Here is a 14619-nt window from a genome sequence, read left to right as displayed (position 1 = left end):
GTATAAGCAGGCAGCTTGGCGTAGAGAAACTGTATCGACACGCTGCTTTGCTCTCAGGAGGAAACCATGACCCAAACAACCGAAGCAGACATCCGGGCTGCGTGTGAGGAGGCAGACATTCCGTACTACCCCGAGCGCCATTTCACGAACTACAGCAAGGCGTTTCAAGCCCTCGCCCGCCGCATCGCTGCCGAGCGGGAGGCTGTGCCGGTAGCATCATATTGGGACCACCCCGGCGGCACACGGACGGAACCACTTTTCGTCCCGGAAGATGCTACGCAAACCGCGTGGTTTGTGGACAAGGGCTATCAGCAACGGTTTCTCTACGCCCACCCACCCAAGGAGCCGAACAATGCGTGAAAAGCTGGAGGAGGCGTGGGAGCGCGCATATCCAGATTGTCGTATCGCTTGGATGCGCAACCGCTTCACCCGCCTACTCGACGCCGAAGCATGGCTGGATGCGGCGATGATGCTCACTCCGAAAGACTGGCACATGGACCTGCGCGGTGTCAATTCAGGGTGGTGGTGTCGTATCAATCCAACCGCAGATGGCACGACTGGCGAATGGGATGCGTACTGTTCCACCCCCGCCGAAGCCCTGCTTGCGGCCATAGAGAAAGCGAGGACGGTGACATGAAACTACACTGCGAAACCTGCGGCAAGGATGTTCCCGAAGTACTGTTCCCGACATGCGCGAAATGGTGGCATGATAACCCGCCAGAGCTTGAAGCCCGCGCCACAGCAGCAGAGGCGCGAGAGAAGAAACTGCGGGAGGCTTTGACCCGTCAAGCCGACAACATGGCCTTTGTGCTGAACCATTTTGATGTGTTTGGGCAGTGGTACTTCAAGTTTAGGACTGAACTTGAAGAAGACCGAGCAGCCCTACAGGAGAACCAAAATGCCGGATGATCTGGTGACGCGGTTGCTCAACATCGACCACGACTGGCACGAAGCCGCCTGCCACGAAGCCGCCGCCGAAATCCGCAGCCTCCGCGAGCAAGTGGCCCGCGCACGGATCGAAGGGGCGGAGATCATGCGGGAGGCGGCGGCGGACGCGTTTGAGATACCGGACGGCGAGCAATGGGACGATTGCTGCATTGATACGCTGTACGATTACGAATGCGCCATCCGCGCCCTCAACCCCGCCGCCATCCTAGAGGCACGCGCCCGTGCCGAGGCTACTCCCTGACCATCCGCGCCAGCATCGCCAGATCGTCCGAGCAATCCGGCAGCGGTTGCTTCATCATCTTGATGGCGATCAGGCCCACTTGCCCCAGGAACCCGTCAAGCTTGTCGGAGAACGGGCCTAGCTCGCGGGCTGCGTGACCAGCGCGTTCAAGCAGGGCGATGCCGGATGATCTATAAGCGGTCGGGTTATCGCTCATACCCTGCACGTTATATGGTGCAGATATACCCTGTAAGCTATATGTTCCGTTTATACCGCCAAGGGTATCACATATGTTACCGCTCGGGAACTTTTCGCCCGATTGCTGCCATTTGGCCGGGGAATCTTCCCGCTCGGGATCAGCCATCTTCCTCAGTCCCGTCCAGCGCAGGAAGCTCCCGCACAAGCTGTTCCTGAGACGCCCACCAATCCGCTACAGCGCGGGCTTCAGAGCCGAGCCAATGGTAGAGTTCTTGGGCTTTCATGCTGCCTCCCGTAGCATTTCAGGCGTGACGAACACGCGGCCAACCTGACCAAACCGTTTGCTGTAGGTGATGCTCTGCACCGCTCGATCTGCAATCCACCCACCCCGAGCCGCGTAAGCATCGCGCGCTGCAATGGTCGGATGCTGGACGACCGTGACGCCGTTGTACTCTTTCTCGTCGCAATGATGCCGGTGCCCGCAATGGACCGCCCGCTTGACCGTTCGTCCCCACACATCAGGGAATTGCGCGGCGAACAGGAGCGGCAATTGCTCGTTCTTGACCTTGTGCCCGTGGTGGAATCCCAGCATCGTGCGGCCCCACTCAAACACATAGAACGGCAGTTCGGAGGCGTTGACCGTCACGCGCGGCTCGTTCTCGTAAAGCGCCTGGAACATGAGCCGCAGCCAGACCGAACTGGCTTCGTCGTGGTTGCCCTCACAGATGACCACATGGACGGCAGGATGCTTTTCCAGCGCCATGTGGATCAGCGCGCGGATCGACCGGATCGCCACCGACACGATACGGCTGAACCGCCCGTCTTGATCCAGCACATGCCGATGCGCAGGCGTGACCGGCAACAGCCCATCTGAGTGCAGCATGTCGCCTTGGATGTTGACGATTCCAGTGTGGGCAGATGGCGATTGCGCGAGCATCATGGAGAAGCTGCTGACCAGCGTGCGCTCTGCGATCTTTATATCCCAGTTAGCGCCGCCTTCTTCCTCTTGGGCCAACATACCGAGATGAAAGTCGCTGTACGTGTAGAGGTTGCAAAGGTCGTCGTTAGCACCGTGTGGGGCCGGGATAGGATTGACCGGCTTAATGGGCTCCAGAATGCCCGCCACAGCCTCCCTGAGAGCCTCTAGCGCATTCTCGGTAGTTGGTGACTGCCTTTCCCACACGCGCTCTACAGAGCCATCCGCGCCGCGCTGGACGGTGACTTTAGAGATCGCAAAGCCCGGCGCCACGCCATGCTGAAAATGCCCTGGTGCGTAACCAAGCCGGGCAGCAGTGGCGCGTAGGCGGCGCATACTCGCGCTAACCTTGTCGTTTGCCATACCGAGGGCTGCGTTGGCTGCGTTCTCCGAGCCGTGAAGGCGAATGGCTGCGATCAGTTCAAGCTGACGCGGTGTCGCATATTCTTCGAACGGAGAATATTTGTCGGACTGCACATCGTCACCTCTTGGCCGTTGACCCGGTATCAGGCTTCATGTATTCAATGCGGGCTGCACAGGTCCGTCGCTTTTGGGCTTTATACTTGCAAGGTGCAGTGCGGATGGGGCGGCGCGCGTGTCGCGTCCTGAAACCGGTTAGGCAGGGATTGCCGCCGCTCCATCACAGCCCCTTAGCCCAATCGTGGGCTCCGATTCCGTATGTCACCGCGTCAGTGCAGGCTTGCACGTCCCCTTCGGATACCATGACGGCATCGGCGGGCAGGCTTGCAGGAACGCCGGGACCGCGACCTTCGGCGCTGGCAACGGTTCCGCTGGTCGGACCTTGAGCGTAGGCGCGCACCCGGTGAGCAGACACATAGTCAGCAGCAGAGCGGCGAGCGTCCGCCAGCTTGGATTGAAAGGCTTGGTCGGCATTGTCTGCATTCCTTTTGTAGCGGGCCTCGGCGGCGTCCAGCGCGCGCTTGGCGATAACGGTGGCCTCGGACTGCGCGGCGGCATAGGCGGCCCGGTCAGCCTTCCTGAGCGCCTTCTCGGCGTGGTAGGCGTGCCGGTAGTGCCAACTGGCAACGATCAGCCCGAACACTGCCAACGCGCCAGCAATTGACAGGCCGACGCGCCAGCGCGCGAGGATGGGGAGCAGTCCGATCACTGCGGCGTGTCCTGCCCGCCAACCTTGGTCACACGGGCCAGCGTGGCGGCAGCGAACACGGCCAGCCCAATCAGAGGCCGCGCCCATTCAGGCAACGCGCCGACAAGCTGCGCAAAGTCCTGCGGATACGCCGCAGCCCATGCGGCGATTATGCCAGCAATCACCGCAAGGCGAACCGATGCAAAGCGCCACGCTTGGTTGATGTCGTCGATGAAGTTCATGTCAGCCCCCTATGATGATGAGAATGCCGACCGTGATGAGCGCCACGTAGGCAGCGCATTCCTTCACGGCGCGGATGAATTGCGCGCGGGTCATTTCACCAGCGCCAAAGCGGCGTCCTCGACCCGGCCAACGCGTGCAAGCCAGCCCTTGCCGAAGCGCCAGAAGGTCGGCAGTTCGCGGTAGTAATCCCGCCGAGCGTCGGCATAGGCTTCGATCAGCGTGTCGATGCCTTTCCGCATGGAATAGGCCTGCACCGCTTCAAGCGTGCCGCGCCCGATCTGCCCGTCAGGTATGGCCGACACGATCTTTTGCAACATCTTCGCAGCGCGTCTGGGGTTTGCATTCACTGCGAAGTCAAACACCATGAGCCCGAGCCCATCGCCCAGCTGGTCGCCCGCCACCTTGTCCCAATATCGGGACTTGTAGAGCGGCGCGACGGCGACCTGTGTCAAGCCTCGCATGACAGCCTCGGTTGCGGGCCTGCCGGTGTATTCCGCCCAGGTCTTTGCGGTGACGCCAAGATTTGTGACGCCACCCGGATCGACCGGGTCGTTCGAAAAGCCGCCTTCCTCTTTGAGCAGGACAGCAAGGGCATCGGAGAATGCCATCAGCGGTTATTCCTGCGTTCGCGCGCCTGTTCGGTCAGCGCCGCCACGTTGGCATCGATCCGCGCGCTGGTGATGAGAAGCTGTTCGATCTTGGCCGCGTTCACCGCACGGCCCGCCTCTAGCGCCGTCGCACGCCGGTCAAGGTCGCCGATCTGCTGCACCATCACGCCCGCCATGTAGGCCCACGATAAAGCTGACAGGACCAAGCCCGCCGCTGCCATCCATTCTGCACGGGTCAAGGCTCCCCCCTCTTTTGCTGGTTCAGAGGGGGCCATCAGCCAATCCTCCAGTTTGTGCCGTCCGAGTAGACCGGCACACCATTGGCACCGCCTGCCGCGACCACGTTGCCGAAGTTGCCCGCCGCCGCTACGTTGCTGTCAGTGACAAACGCCCGCGCGCCAGCACCCGCTGTGGCCGCAGCCGCAAGTGTGGCAACAGTCAGGCCGTGCGTCCGAGCATAGAAAGTGTGAATGTAAGACCACCGCAGCGAGGTTGTGCCCAAGGTCCGCGTGTTGTCGGTCGAAGGCCGAAAGATCGTGTTAACCTCAACGCTCGAAGGCACGCCCGCCGAATTGTTGACGTTGAGCGCAATGGTAGATGCACCGGCGTCTGTAACTGTGCGGATTGAGAAATTGCCACTTGAATTGACGAGCAAAACCTTGCGCGTGTCCGCAGCCGCCCCAGTCGCGTAAAGCGATATGCCCGGAGTAGAACCAGCAAGCTGCCAACCGGGTGCCTCAACGCTTGTGGACAGGTAATCGTAAGCCGCGCCAAGGCACCAATACACCCCGCTGCCACGGCTAAAGTCACCGCGCATATCGTTGCCGTAATTCGCGCTTTTGAACTTTGACTGGATCGTGATGCCATAAACATCGTCGTCCAGAAGTCCGGGCTCTTTATTGAGATAAACCGTTGGAGCGCTAGTATAGCCACTGCCGCCCGCCGTGACCGTAATGACCAGACGGCCATTAACAATTGCCGCCGTGGCTGTTGCACCCGTTCCGCCGCCGCCAACTAAGGAAACCGTCGGGGCCGCAGCATAGCCGCCAATAGCAACCGCATCGCTGATTGAGGTCACAGCGTCTGCAGTCAACGTTGCAACGCAGCCGCCAGTAAACGTTGTGGTCGGGTAATTGACTTGTGCGGCAAGTTTGCGAACGTACACATTCTGCCACCGGATCATCGGTGTATTGCTTCCATTGGTCAATTTGATCACTGACCCGGGCATGGTGTTATTCGAGCCGCTGCTGATATGCGTTGCGCCGTCCAGAACAACGGTTGCGCCGATGGCAGGCGTGTTGATGAGCAACGCATTCTGTTGGCTGATTGCCGTATAGCCCGACATGGTTTGGCTGGCATATGTGCCGCCCGTCTGAACGACCCATGCGTTGACAGCACCGGAGGTCACCGGGCCAAGACTTGTGCCGTCCGCTGCATAGACAACCGTTCCGATAGCCAGTCCGGGGCTTCCTGTGGTCGTGAGCGCCGTCCCTGCACACGATGCGGTAAATGTGATTTTCGGCCCAAACTGGTAGTTGACGCCCGCCTCTGATTTAAGATCGCGAACAGAGACGTGGCCATCAGACGCGGGAGTGTCGAGATAGAGCGCAGCAGTCAGGCAGTGATCGCAAGCCAACCCATCGAACACGACACTTTGGACACCGTTGGTGACACCCTTAAAGTACCAACCAGGGCCTCCCGCGTCCATGACTTTGACATCAGCCACTCGGGTTTCCAGCGCGCCTTGGTTCATGCGCCCGCCGCCGCTGGCGAAGTTCCGCAAAGTTACCCGGCGCACTGTTGTCTGGCCTTGCGGGCGTAGGTCATTGGTGCCGTCGAACCAGTTTATCGCCCAGCCAGAGGTTGAGGTGGACCCCTTGCCGATAATCATCCAGTTGTCCCACTGGCCGTAGTTCCAGTATTGTGAGCTACCAACCTGATGCCCCTGCATACGGATGCCGTCGATGTTGTCGGTGCTGACCGTGATGCGCGAGGCAAGCCGGTCCGACGCTTCCGCATTGCCCATGCCCTGCCAAGTCTGACCTTCAAAGTGCATCAGCGTAGACGACACCGTGTAATTGGCCGCACCAAGGTTCACTCGCGCTCGGATCGAAGCAATGCCATCCGTCAGGCTGGCTGCGTAATCAGCAGCGGATTGAAGCTGGCTATACGAATTGGCGCGAACGTCATCATCAAGCACGCCCTCGACTGTATCGCTTACAGCGCTGGCAGGCGCGACATAACTGACAAGCGCCGCACCTTTGCCGGTTGCCGTGCTGGCAAGATCGGCAAACACGCCAATATCGGGCGCAGTGATGTTGTCCTGCGTGTAGATCGTGGCGCCGCTGGAATCGGTCAGGGTGACCTTGTAAGTTCCGCTCCAGAACACCGTGGCCTCACCGCGCGCGTTCAGGATGATCGGGTTTGCGTTCGGGGTGGTGCCCGCCGCGTCGGTGTACGTGGCCTTGGGTGTGCTGGTGCCCGCAGCATACGTGTAGACCTTGCCCCCGGCCAAGGGCTTGCCGTCAGAGCCAAAGAATTGCTGCCGGGGGTTTGGCAGAAGGGGCAAGGTCATGTTATGGTCCTTCGTTATCGCAACGATGGGGTTTCAGTTGAAGGTCTGGCACGTCCTGGTTCTGTGTTACCTCTTGATGGCCGTGCCGCGCCCGATATGGCTTAAGCGTTCACTGTTGCTGTTGCTGCTGTTCTTTTCCGTCGCTTGCCACCGCAGCACTAGCGACGTTATCGTTGAGCCTCTTACTAATGGCCTGTGAAATAGGAAGTGCACCACCGTTGCGTGCACCAATTGCAAGTTTTTCCCTTAACTTAATCGCAAATTGCCGCACGATGGGGTCAACATCCGCGCGATTGGATAGAGTGCGAATAAAATCCGCTGCTGCTTGAGGATCGCGGGCAATGTCAACTTGCGCCTTGGCTTGTTTTGCCACTTCCGCCAAAGCCCGTTTGCCAATCATTTCGTTTGCTGCTTGAGCTGTGGCATCACCAGCAATAGCGCCAATCGGACCGCCGCCAATACCGCCAGCAACAGCACTGCCAACACGTCTAGCGAGATTGGGCAGTAATTTATTGCCATTAGCCGCAATTTCGGGAAACATATTGGCCGCAGCCGAAGCCGTGTTGCTATTGTTGACGGCGGAAAACGGAACCTCCGCTGTTGCGTCCCTCGCCGCAAGCGCAAGGCGGCGAACCTCTTTATACCGTGCGGGGCCAAGGATGATTTGTAGGCGAGGCGCGAGTTGTTCAAACTGTTTGTAAATCTGGGTGCCGTTGACCTTCCCATCAGGCGAGATGCCTTTGGAAAACATCGTGTCAAGCGCGTGTCCGCCCACTGCGTTCAACGCCTCTTTGCCTTGTGCGGCCTGCTTGCCAACCAGCAATGACCCGCGCATCGCACGTAGATCGCTTAACGATGTGGCGCGGCTCAAAAGGCGATCAGTGAGCAGTTCTGGCGTCACATCGCCAGCCGCCACTTTGCCCGCAAAGGTTTTGCTAAATTCATCAAACCGCTTTGCAGCCGCCGCCCGCGCACTAGCGAACGGCGCTCCACCAACAGTGTCGATCACATCAGAATCAAGCGCGTTTTGAAATATTCGGCGCATGGCGTAGGTTTGCTTGCTGTCTTTCCCCAGCCCCCCGACAAACTTGCGCAATTCTTCGGCCTGGTTGACCGAAAGTCCTTGCAATCCACCATCGGCATCAGCGTAGCGCGCCAAACGTTTGTTAATTGCTGCCGCCATATCGTCAAATTCGGCATTATCCGCCCAATCAGGATGTGCCTGCGCTTGCTTCAGGTTTTCCAACGTAGGGACGCGGACGTTGCCGAACTTGTCACGCACCCGCGTATATAGCGCGCTGACTTGCTGGTTAAGTTGTGCGGATTTTTCCGCCAGAACCTTGCTAACACCTTGGCCGGTTGCTTCTGCCCCAATGTTGCCGCCTTGCTTGTCAACAAGGGTGCGCGCTGCTGTGGCGAGGTCGCTTTCCACTTCCTTGATCGCGCCAAGCATCTGATCGCCAGAGCCATGAAGCTTAGAACTTTCACGCTCAAAATTCCATGCACGCGGATCACGAGTAACCATGCCGACAGTTGGGTTTGAAACACCCGCCGCACGCAGCCGCGCGTCTCTGACAACAGCTTTGCGCCCGAGTGCCGCGATTCCAGAACCTTCTCTTGCTACGCCACGCCCTGTAACAGACGAAATTGTCGTGGGCGCTGGCGTGCCAATCTTTGGCGACAAAAATTGACTTTCAACGTCAGCAGCCGTTATGTTGGCTTTTGGTTTGACAGAGCCGCTTGGCAGGAATTTGTTGACCGGAGATACCATCCCGCCCGCAAATTCTGACAGCGCACGAACCGTGCGGCCCGTGCCATCCTGCGGAGTGGGCGCCACAGCCTCAACCGCCCCACCAATAGTGACGGGGTGCTGCAATTGCCTTGCGTAGTAATCCGCCCCCTCACGGATTTGTTGCCCAAGTGTTTTTTTGCCAGTGACGATGTTGGTAAGTGTCGGCCCTCCGGTCACTTGGTCAGCAACATAACCCGCCGCATGACCGCCGCCCTGAACTACGTAACCCGCCGCAGCGCCGATTGCGTTAGTTACAGCATCAGGCAGGCCCGCAGCGCCTTTGACAAGGCCACCAAGAGTGTTTTGTGTGGCGCCCAGCAAGTCACCGGCCCATGTGCGAGGCGCGGGTTTGGGTGCAGGCTTTGCTTTTGCGGGCGCAGCAGGGTGCAACTCACCAACAATATCGCTTTCGGCCCGGCCCTGATATGGATCGGCGTCCGGGAACTGACGCAACACCTCGGCGCGCACCTGTTCATCCGTCGCGCCCGCAGGCCCGTCAATGTGGTACGTTTTGCCGTTAGGCGCTTTGATGGCGTAGGTAGGCATTAGCGGACCACCTGCGCTTTGCCCCAGCCATTGGATGACGCAGGAGCGCTTGCAGGCTGGCGATTACTCGGAATAGCCGTTTCCAAGCCGTCCACAATCATCGGCTCGTTGCCGAACAATTCCTTCACCGCATTGATGTCATGCCCATTGGCGACAAGCACGCGGGCACGGCGGCGCAATGCCCCCGTGATGATGTCACCGCGCTTGTTCAGGCGAGCGGCTGCAACCTTGGGATCGGTGCTTTCGCTAATTGTGGTCGCTTCATACGCTTTCTTTTCCCCATCCGTCAGCGCGGAACCGAACATTGAGTTGCGGATCAGGTTGTCGGTCGTGCGGAAGTCCGACCACCACTCAGCCTGACCCGGCGTGCCCGTGCCCATCAAACGTTGGGCCGATGTTTCCAAGCCGCCCGTCACGGTGTTGCCCGCGTAGTCAGGATTCCAAGTCGTATTTGCCCGGTACAAAGAGGACCAGATGTCAAACTGCTTTGACAGGTTTTCTTCTTGAGTTGCCGGTATGGGGCGGGCCGCTTTGTCGGCTGTTCCAGACACGGCAACAATTGTTCCATCAGGCTTCTGTTGATACACAGTGCCTGGGTTCAACCTCGGATCAGCAGCGACTTCGGCTGGGGTTAGTGTGCGAACTTTTTCCGCCCCTTTACCGCGCAAAGTCCCACCTGAACCGCCGGGACGATTGCCCGTCTCAAACTCACGCATGGCCGCAGCGACTGCGGGCACTTTATCCGGCGTAATCCGATCAGTCGGGCTTATGCCAGCACGCTGGGCAACATACGTCTTGTAATTTGCCACGCTTGCCGCGCTGTTTTCAGGCCCTTGTGGGGCATACGTGCTGATAATCTTGTCAATCGTGTTGAGCCCGCGCCCGATGTAGCGCGATTGAATTAGCGCCTCTTGAGCGGCAACACCCTGCTGCGGGTTGGCAAATGTGGCAAATCCGCCGCTGTTGCCCGTATAACCCGGCTGCGAGCGTGCAAATGGGCCATCTTTGAGCGCGCCGGGGTTCGTGGTCAGCGCAGAACGTGCACTGCCGCCAGCGGTTCCGGGCGCGCCTGTCCCACCGCCTACTGAGATCGGCGTTGCGCTTCCATCACTCTTGTTGATGCGATAGAACGTGCCATCTTCGCCCTGCAACACATCGTAAGATGGCTTATCCGGCATTCCGGCAACTTGCTTGTAGCCCGAGTTTGGATCACCGACAAACATGCCTTCGCCAGCACTAAGCTTTATCGGCTCTTGCGATTTGGCATATTCCGCATAATTTTGCGCGCCGACTTGAACCTGATTGAAGAACCCATCGCGCTGCGCCGGGTCTTTCAACTTTTCCCGAATTTGTTCAATGTGGTCTGCGTTAAAACCGTACTGCCCGAGAAGCGGCGCGATCTGGCTTAATGCCTGATCCACACCTTCATGCGGCACGTTTCTAAGTGACAGCAACGCAGGCGCGGTGCCGCGTGCAATTTCAGCCGCACGGGCATGGTTATCGGTTTCGAACTTGCCGACTTGGGTAACGGCCTCGGGGTCGCCTAGCTCAAATGCCCGTTTGCGCGCGGCCTCCAAATCAGTGCCAGCAAGCTGCACGATACCGCGTCTTGCCGCTGCATTCTGTTGTGCCTGTGCCTGCGCCTGCTGCTGCTGGGCATACGCCACATCCTGCCTGCGGTTAGCTTCCGCACCGCGCATCGTTGCCACAATGTCAAGTTGCGGAACAGCATACGCCTGCAAAGGGATTTTGCCGTCCATCAGAAAATTCCCGCGTTGGCAGGGTCATTGATCGTCTGTGAGGCGCTGTTGTTCAGCCGCTGATAGACCGTTGGTCGGTTTGCAAAATAGTTGCTCAGATTGTTTGCCGTGCTGCTGATGGTCTGTCCTATACCGGCATATTGTGAAGCGGTAGCATCGCCCGCATCGCCAATTGCGTTTGCGATTCCGTTTCGAGCCGATGCGTTCAATCGGTTCATGTCTTGACCCGCTGCAATGCCGGTATTCGTTGCGGTTTGCCCCGTGCCAGCCAATCCAGCCAAGCGATTGTACCGGCCCGTCAGGTTGCTGTTGAACCGATCATAGGCCGCGCCAAACTCATTGGATGCATAGCCCTGCTGATACCGTGCCAGCGCCTTCAAAGCACCGCCCGACAAGGCACCGCCGCGAGCCGCAGCCGAAGCCTCGACCCCCCGCGCGCCCTCGGCCATACGGAACTGATAGCCTGGGTCTTTGACAAAATCGGCGTTGGTGAAAACCTTGTCAAACTGCCCGCCCGGACGTGTGCCCGCAACCAAGTCCTTGAGCGAGGTGTAGCCCGCGTCACGATACGGCGCGAGATCGGCGCGGCTCTGATTGTACTGGCGCGCGTTTTCCGCAATCTGATCACGGCCAAGTTGCGCTTGCTGACGTGCAGCGTCCTTTTGCGCACCAGCGGACAAGGCGCCGCCAACAATTGAACCAATGGCCCCAACGCCAGCAGCGACCGCTACGAAAGCCATTTCACAGCCTCCTCGTCGGGCAGGATCAACAGCGCCTCGGCTTCATCCGCCGTCTTGGCCTCGCACGCATGGATCGTCGTCCACACTGCGTCCTCAAGCACATGCACGCAGTTCTTGCGGCCAGCAGGCACAACAAACGTTGCGGGGGCAGTGACCTCACTAACGCCGTCCTCCGTCACGATCTGCAACCGGCCCTTTGAAATGATCGTCACATGCTCTTGCGCGTGCATATGGCCCACCGCGATGCACCCGGCAGGCAGCGATACCTCACGCACGTAAAGCCCGTGCGCAAAGCGATGCACCGGCACAATCTCGATGTGATGTTCAGGCGAAGCCCAAAGCGCCGCTTCCATCGCGCGCACCCGGTCAATGGCCGGAAGGGAAGGGGAAGCAATGTCAGGCAGCATCAGCTTACCTCGCGCCCGGAAACGCGAAACGTCAGCGCGGTCGCCGTGCCAGCCTTGGCCGAAATGAAGTCGCCGGGGTTCAGGATATGCCCAACCACCTCGGGGCAGACATAGGATGTACCCGCCGCCACCGATTGCGCGCTGATGATCGTGTTCGACGCAGACACCGCGCCCGCAGCCTTGACCAGGTTCACGGTCAAAGTCGCCGCCGCGCCGGTCGTGTTGGTCACCGTCATCTTGTCGATGATGGCCCGCGTGCTGGTCGCCGCCGTGTACTGCGTCACGTCCGAAGTCGTAAGCTGAAGCGGGTCAACCAGTGCTTTTGCAACTACAGTCACGAGAACGTGCCCTTCCGCAAGTCATCAATCTGAGCTTGGAGATTTGCGATCATGCCCGCAAAGTCGGGGACAGGAGCTAGATCGTCAGGGGCGCTCACGGTCTGAACAGACACGGGCGAAAGATTGTCATCAGCGGGCACTGCCACACCCGCAACAGGTAAGAGATCACCTCCTCCCTGATTGAGCAGTGCAGTCAGACTATCACTTTCGCTGTTCGGATACAAGAGGAAGGCTTGCTCATCCGAAACGCCGCCGTCACCATAGGTGCGGAACAAATCCGTCAGCGCCCGATACCAAATCGGCGTGGGAATACCCGTCGCCGGGTCCACCATTGGCACGCGCGGCGCGATGAATATCGCAGTCATGCCTTGCCCCCGATCATTTCAAGCGATGCCCCGGTGAACACCACCCTGATCGGATCGCTGATTGCCACCTTGAACAGCCGGTCCCTTGACTTGCCCAAGCGGCGCCAACGCACGCGGGTCTCGTATTCACCCACTGCGCCAATGTCGGCCCATTGCTCGCTCGACCAGGTATAGCCGCCGTCATCCGACCATTGCAGCATCGCTTGCGGGTCAACACCTTGGCCGGTTTGAAGCCCGACGCCGGTTTGCATGAACAGTTCCAGCGCCTGATAGAACGAATATTTGCCGTCATTGGTGATGTGCGGGCAAATGCGGAACCGCTCAATTGCGTCCCCGTTATCGGTGAACGTGTTGAGATCGAGCGCGTAAACGTTGCCGTTTTCCCAATCTCCCACCAGCGTTTCGCCCGCAAAGTTCATCTGGCAGTTCGAACGGTGCCGGGTCAGCGCGCCATCGGCCTCACGATAGCCCCGTTCGTGCCAAAGCCCGTTGGATGCATCAAAGCACCATGTGGCCCCTGCGGTCGGGAACGTGACCACGTAGAAGCTGTGGCCTTCCTGCTGGTAGGTGTAGGCCACCGCGTCCGAGATCGTGCTGTAGGAAGCCGCAGCGGTCTCAAATGCATGGCTTGACACTCGCTGCGGAGTGTACCCCGCCGCGCGCTGAACAATGCCGAAGCCTCGGTCATCGGTGGACAACCAGAACACCGTGTTGTCCATCTTGGCAACGCTGTTTGTCGCTGCGCAGCCGCTTTCAATGAATGCGCCCTGGATGCGCTGCAACGGAAAGTCCGCGCCGCCGCTATCATACCAAACCTCGGTCGAGTTCTCGCCAAACAGCCAAATCTCGCGGTGATTGACCAAGAGCGACACCAGATTGTCAGGCGCGCCTTCTGCCGAAGCAAAGTCCAGCCCATCAATCCCGGTTCCGTAAAGCTGTGTGATCTGAAATTTGCCTGTGTCGGGCACATTCCAAATGAAATACCCGTCGATATAATCAACGCGCCCGCCGCCGAGAAAATCGGGGTCCGTAATCAGCGTCACGGTGCCCGCAGCGGGGTCAATGAAATACCCGCTCAAGTTGCCCATCACAAGCATGACCAGCGAGCCGTTTGAAGCCATCGAGACCGTTGGCGTGCTGTTGCTGATTGCACCCAGCAAAGTTGCGGTTTTGCCGCTGGTCACCTTCCATACGCTGTTGCCAGCGACGATGATCGACGTGGTGGCGTTGAATCGGATCATGCCGCGAATGCCGCCGCCCGTCAGCGTGGTCCACAGCGCAAGGCCCGGCGTGCCGATCAGCGAAACAGGCGAACGCGATGAACCGCTTTCCCCCATCTCGGGGTACAAGTTGAACGTTCGCTGTGCGTCAAACGATGGTGAGCGCCCGTTGAACGAGCCGCCGAGGAACGGAAAGGCGGTCATTTGCGCGGCAATTTATAGTTTGAGGGGTAAACTGCATAATTGCCCGGTTCACTGCCAACGAAATACGAAGCCATATCATCAATGTTTGTGTGCCGCGCATTTTCTGGCGATGCAAAAAACACGTATTCATCCTGTGTTGGGTCTACAGCATTTTTGCGACCCGTAGCAACCCATCGACCGCCCGGTGTCGCTGCGTTGGAATACTGGCTTCCGTCGCTAAAGGTCATGTGGTTTGGCTTCTTAAACTGGTCAGTCATGTGTAAGCGGCCATTAGCCTTGGCAGACGCCAGAAACGCGCCGCGCAAATCATAATCCCGCTCGTTTTGAAGATCGGCAGGCAACGCAGCGCGCCACGCCTGATAGGCTTGCTC

At 59.1% G+C, this 14619-nt stretch carries 19 protein-coding genes; 4 read left to right on the top strand and 15 right to left on the bottom strand.

The window, feature by feature from the left end:
• Positions 1–66 precede the first annotated feature (66 nt).
• Genes WCL10_RS18830 through WCL10_RS18815 form a run of 4 tightly spaced genes read left to right on the top strand, consistent with a single transcriptional unit; the run spans position 67 to position 1189 of the window.
• On the top strand, positions 67–360 hold the full coding sequence (locus tag WCL10_RS18830) for a hypothetical protein (RefSeq protein ID WP_336897188.1): 294 nt from the start codon (positions 67–69) through the stop codon (positions 358–360).
• Positions 353–637 (top strand): hypothetical protein, encoded by a 285-nt coding sequence (locus WCL10_RS18825; protein ID WP_336897187.1) that lies wholly within the window; start codon positions 353–355, stop codon positions 635–637. The genes WCL10_RS18830 and WCL10_RS18825 overlap by 8 nt, the downstream gene beginning before the upstream one ends.
• Entirely contained in the window at positions 634–909 is a 276-nt protein-coding gene (locus tag WCL10_RS18820; RefSeq protein WP_336897186.1) for a hypothetical protein, read from the top strand. The genes WCL10_RS18825 and WCL10_RS18820 overlap by 4 nt, the downstream gene beginning before the upstream one ends.
• Positions 899–1189, top strand: a complete 291-nt coding sequence (locus WCL10_RS18815; RefSeq protein ID WP_336897185.1) for a hypothetical protein — start codon at positions 899–901, stop codon at positions 1187–1189. The genes WCL10_RS18820 and WCL10_RS18815 overlap by 11 nt, the downstream gene beginning before the upstream one ends.
• Here the strand turns inward: WCL10_RS18815 and WCL10_RS18810 are convergent.
• The 15 genes from WCL10_RS18810 to WCL10_RS18740 all read right to left on the bottom strand — a co-directional run bounded on the left by WCL10_RS18810 (position 1179) and on the right by WCL10_RS18740 (position 14589).
• Positions 1179–1532, bottom strand: coding sequence for a hypothetical protein (locus WCL10_RS18810; protein ID WP_336897184.1), 354 nt, complete (start codon positions 1530–1532; stop codon positions 1179–1181). The two genes, WCL10_RS18815 and WCL10_RS18810, sit on opposite strands and share 11 nt — an antisense overlap.
• Positions 1533–1646: 114 nt before the next feature.
• Complete coding sequence (locus tag WCL10_RS18805; protein ID WP_336897183.1) at positions 1647–2819, bottom strand: hypothetical protein; 1173 nt, start codon at positions 2817–2819, stop codon at positions 1647–1649.
• Positions 2820–2982: 163 nt separating this feature from the next.
• Entirely contained in the window at positions 2983–3471 is a 489-nt protein-coding gene (locus WCL10_RS18800; RefSeq protein WP_336897182.1) for a hypothetical protein, read from the bottom strand.
• Positions 3468–3692, bottom strand: coding sequence for a hypothetical protein (locus WCL10_RS18795; protein WP_336897181.1), 225 nt, complete (start codon positions 3690–3692; stop codon positions 3468–3470). Before WCL10_RS18795 ends, WCL10_RS18800 begins: the two co-directional genes overlap by 4 nt.
• Before the next feature lie 90 nt (positions 3693–3782).
• Complete coding sequence (locus WCL10_RS18790; protein WP_336897180.1) at positions 3783–4301, bottom strand: glycosyl hydrolase 108 family protein; 519 nt, start codon at positions 4299–4301, stop codon at positions 3783–3785.
• Positions 4301–4540 carry a hypothetical protein gene (locus WCL10_RS18785; protein WP_336897179.1) on the bottom strand — a complete coding sequence of 80 codons (240 nt, stop codon included), beginning with the start codon at positions 4538–4540 and terminating at the stop codon, positions 4301–4303. Before WCL10_RS18785 ends, WCL10_RS18790 begins: the two co-directional genes overlap by 1 nt.
• 35 nt (positions 4541–4575) lie before the next feature.
• Positions 4576–6876, bottom strand: a complete 2301-nt coding sequence (locus WCL10_RS18780) for a hypothetical protein (RefSeq protein WP_336897178.1) — start codon at positions 6874–6876, stop codon at positions 4576–4578.
• Positions 6877–6985: 109 nt separating this feature from the next.
• Positions 6986–9214, bottom strand: coding sequence for a hypothetical protein (locus WCL10_RS18775; protein WP_336897177.1), 2229 nt, complete (start codon positions 9212–9214; stop codon positions 6986–6988).
• The gene (locus WCL10_RS18770) at positions 9214–10974 is read right to left on the bottom strand and encodes a hypothetical protein (RefSeq protein WP_336897176.1); all 1761 of its coding nucleotides are present in this window, start codon (positions 10972–10974) and stop codon (positions 9214–9216) included. The genes WCL10_RS18775 and WCL10_RS18770 overlap by 1 nt, the downstream gene beginning before the upstream one ends.
• Entirely contained in the window at positions 10974–11714 is a 741-nt protein-coding gene (locus WCL10_RS18765; protein ID WP_336897175.1) for a hypothetical protein, read from the bottom strand. Before WCL10_RS18765 ends, WCL10_RS18770 begins: the two co-directional genes overlap by 1 nt.
• Complete coding sequence (locus WCL10_RS18760) at positions 11702–12121, bottom strand: hypothetical protein (protein ID WP_336897174.1); 420 nt, start codon at positions 12119–12121, stop codon at positions 11702–11704. The genes WCL10_RS18765 and WCL10_RS18760 overlap by 13 nt, the downstream gene beginning before the upstream one ends.
• On the bottom strand, positions 12121–12459 hold the full coding sequence (locus WCL10_RS18755; protein WP_336897173.1) for a hypothetical protein: 339 nt from the start codon (positions 12457–12459) through the stop codon (positions 12121–12123). Before WCL10_RS18755 ends, WCL10_RS18760 begins: the two co-directional genes overlap by 1 nt.
• Entirely contained in the window at positions 12456–12824 is a 369-nt protein-coding gene (locus WCL10_RS18750) for a hypothetical protein (RefSeq protein WP_336897172.1), read from the bottom strand. The genes WCL10_RS18755 and WCL10_RS18750 overlap by 4 nt, the downstream gene beginning before the upstream one ends.
• On the bottom strand, positions 12821–14248 hold the full coding sequence (locus tag WCL10_RS18745) for a packaged DNA stabilization protein (protein ID WP_336897171.1): 1428 nt from the start codon (positions 14246–14248) through the stop codon (positions 12821–12823). The genes WCL10_RS18750 and WCL10_RS18745 overlap by 4 nt, the downstream gene beginning before the upstream one ends.
• Positions 14245–14589 (bottom strand): hypothetical protein, encoded by a 345-nt coding sequence (locus tag WCL10_RS18740; protein ID WP_336897170.1) that lies wholly within the window; start codon positions 14587–14589, stop codon positions 14245–14247. The genes WCL10_RS18745 and WCL10_RS18740 overlap by 4 nt, the downstream gene beginning before the upstream one ends.
• Positions 14590–14619: the final 30 nt, after the last annotated feature.

It is taken from the genome of Novosphingobium sp. (genome assembly GCF_037133355.1).
In the GTDB taxonomy this organism is placed as follows: Bacteria; Pseudomonadota; Alphaproteobacteria; order Sphingomonadales; family Sphingomonadaceae; genus Novosphingobium.
The sequence above is the reverse complement of the archived record's forward strand: the minus strand, read 5'-3'. Positions and strand labels throughout refer to the sequence as shown.

Bases quoted from the DNA above. Each gene is read 5' to 3' on its own strand.
- WCL10_RS18745 (WP_336897171.1), bottom strand. From the start codon at position 14,248: ATGACCGCCTTTCCGTTCCTCGGCGGCTCGTTCAACGGGCGCTCACCA.
- WCL10_RS18780 (WP_336897178.1), bottom strand. From the start codon at position 6,876: ATGACCTTGCCCCTTCTGCCAAACCCCCGGCAGCAATTCTTTGGCTCT.
- WCL10_RS18815 (WP_336897185.1), top strand. From the start codon at position 899: ATGCCGGATGATCTGGTGACGCGGTTGCTCAACATCGACCACGACTGG.
- WCL10_RS18830 (WP_336897188.1), top strand. From the start codon at position 67: ATGACCCAAACAACCGAAGCAGACATCCGGGCTGCGTGTGAGGAGGCA.
- WCL10_RS18760 (WP_336897174.1), bottom strand. From the start codon at position 12,121: ATGCTGCCTGACATTGCTTCCCCTTCCCTTCCGGCCATTGACCGGGTG.
- WCL10_RS18790 (WP_336897180.1), bottom strand. From the start codon at position 4,301: ATGGCATTCTCCGATGCCCTTGCTGTCCTGCTCAAAGAGGAAGGCGGC.
- WCL10_RS18765 (WP_336897175.1), bottom strand. From the start codon at position 11,714: ATGGCTTTCGTAGCGGTCGCTGCTGGCGTTGGGGCCATTGGTTCAATT.
- WCL10_RS18820 (WP_336897186.1), top strand. From the start codon at position 634: ATGAAACTACACTGCGAAACCTGCGGCAAGGATGTTCCCGAAGTACTG.
- WCL10_RS18770 (WP_336897176.1), bottom strand. From the start codon at position 10,974: ATGGACGGCAAAATCCCTTTGCAGGCGTATGCTGTTCCGCAACTTGAC.
- WCL10_RS18750 (WP_336897172.1), bottom strand. From the start codon at position 12,824: ATGACTGCGATATTCATCGCGCCGCGCGTGCCAATGGTGGACCCGGCG.
- WCL10_RS18775 (WP_336897177.1), bottom strand. From the start codon at position 9,214: ATGCCTACCTACGCCATCAAAGCGCCTAACGGCAAAACGTACCACATT.
- WCL10_RS18825 (WP_336897187.1), top strand. From the start codon at position 353: ATGCGTGAAAAGCTGGAGGAGGCGTGGGAGCGCGCATATCCAGATTGT.
- WCL10_RS18810 (WP_336897184.1), bottom strand. From the start codon at position 1,532: ATGGCTGATCCCGAGCGGGAAGATTCCCCGGCCAAATGGCAGCAATCG.
- WCL10_RS18795 (WP_336897181.1), bottom strand. From the start codon at position 3,692: ATGAACTTCATCGACGACATCAACCAAGCGTGGCGCTTTGCATCGGTT.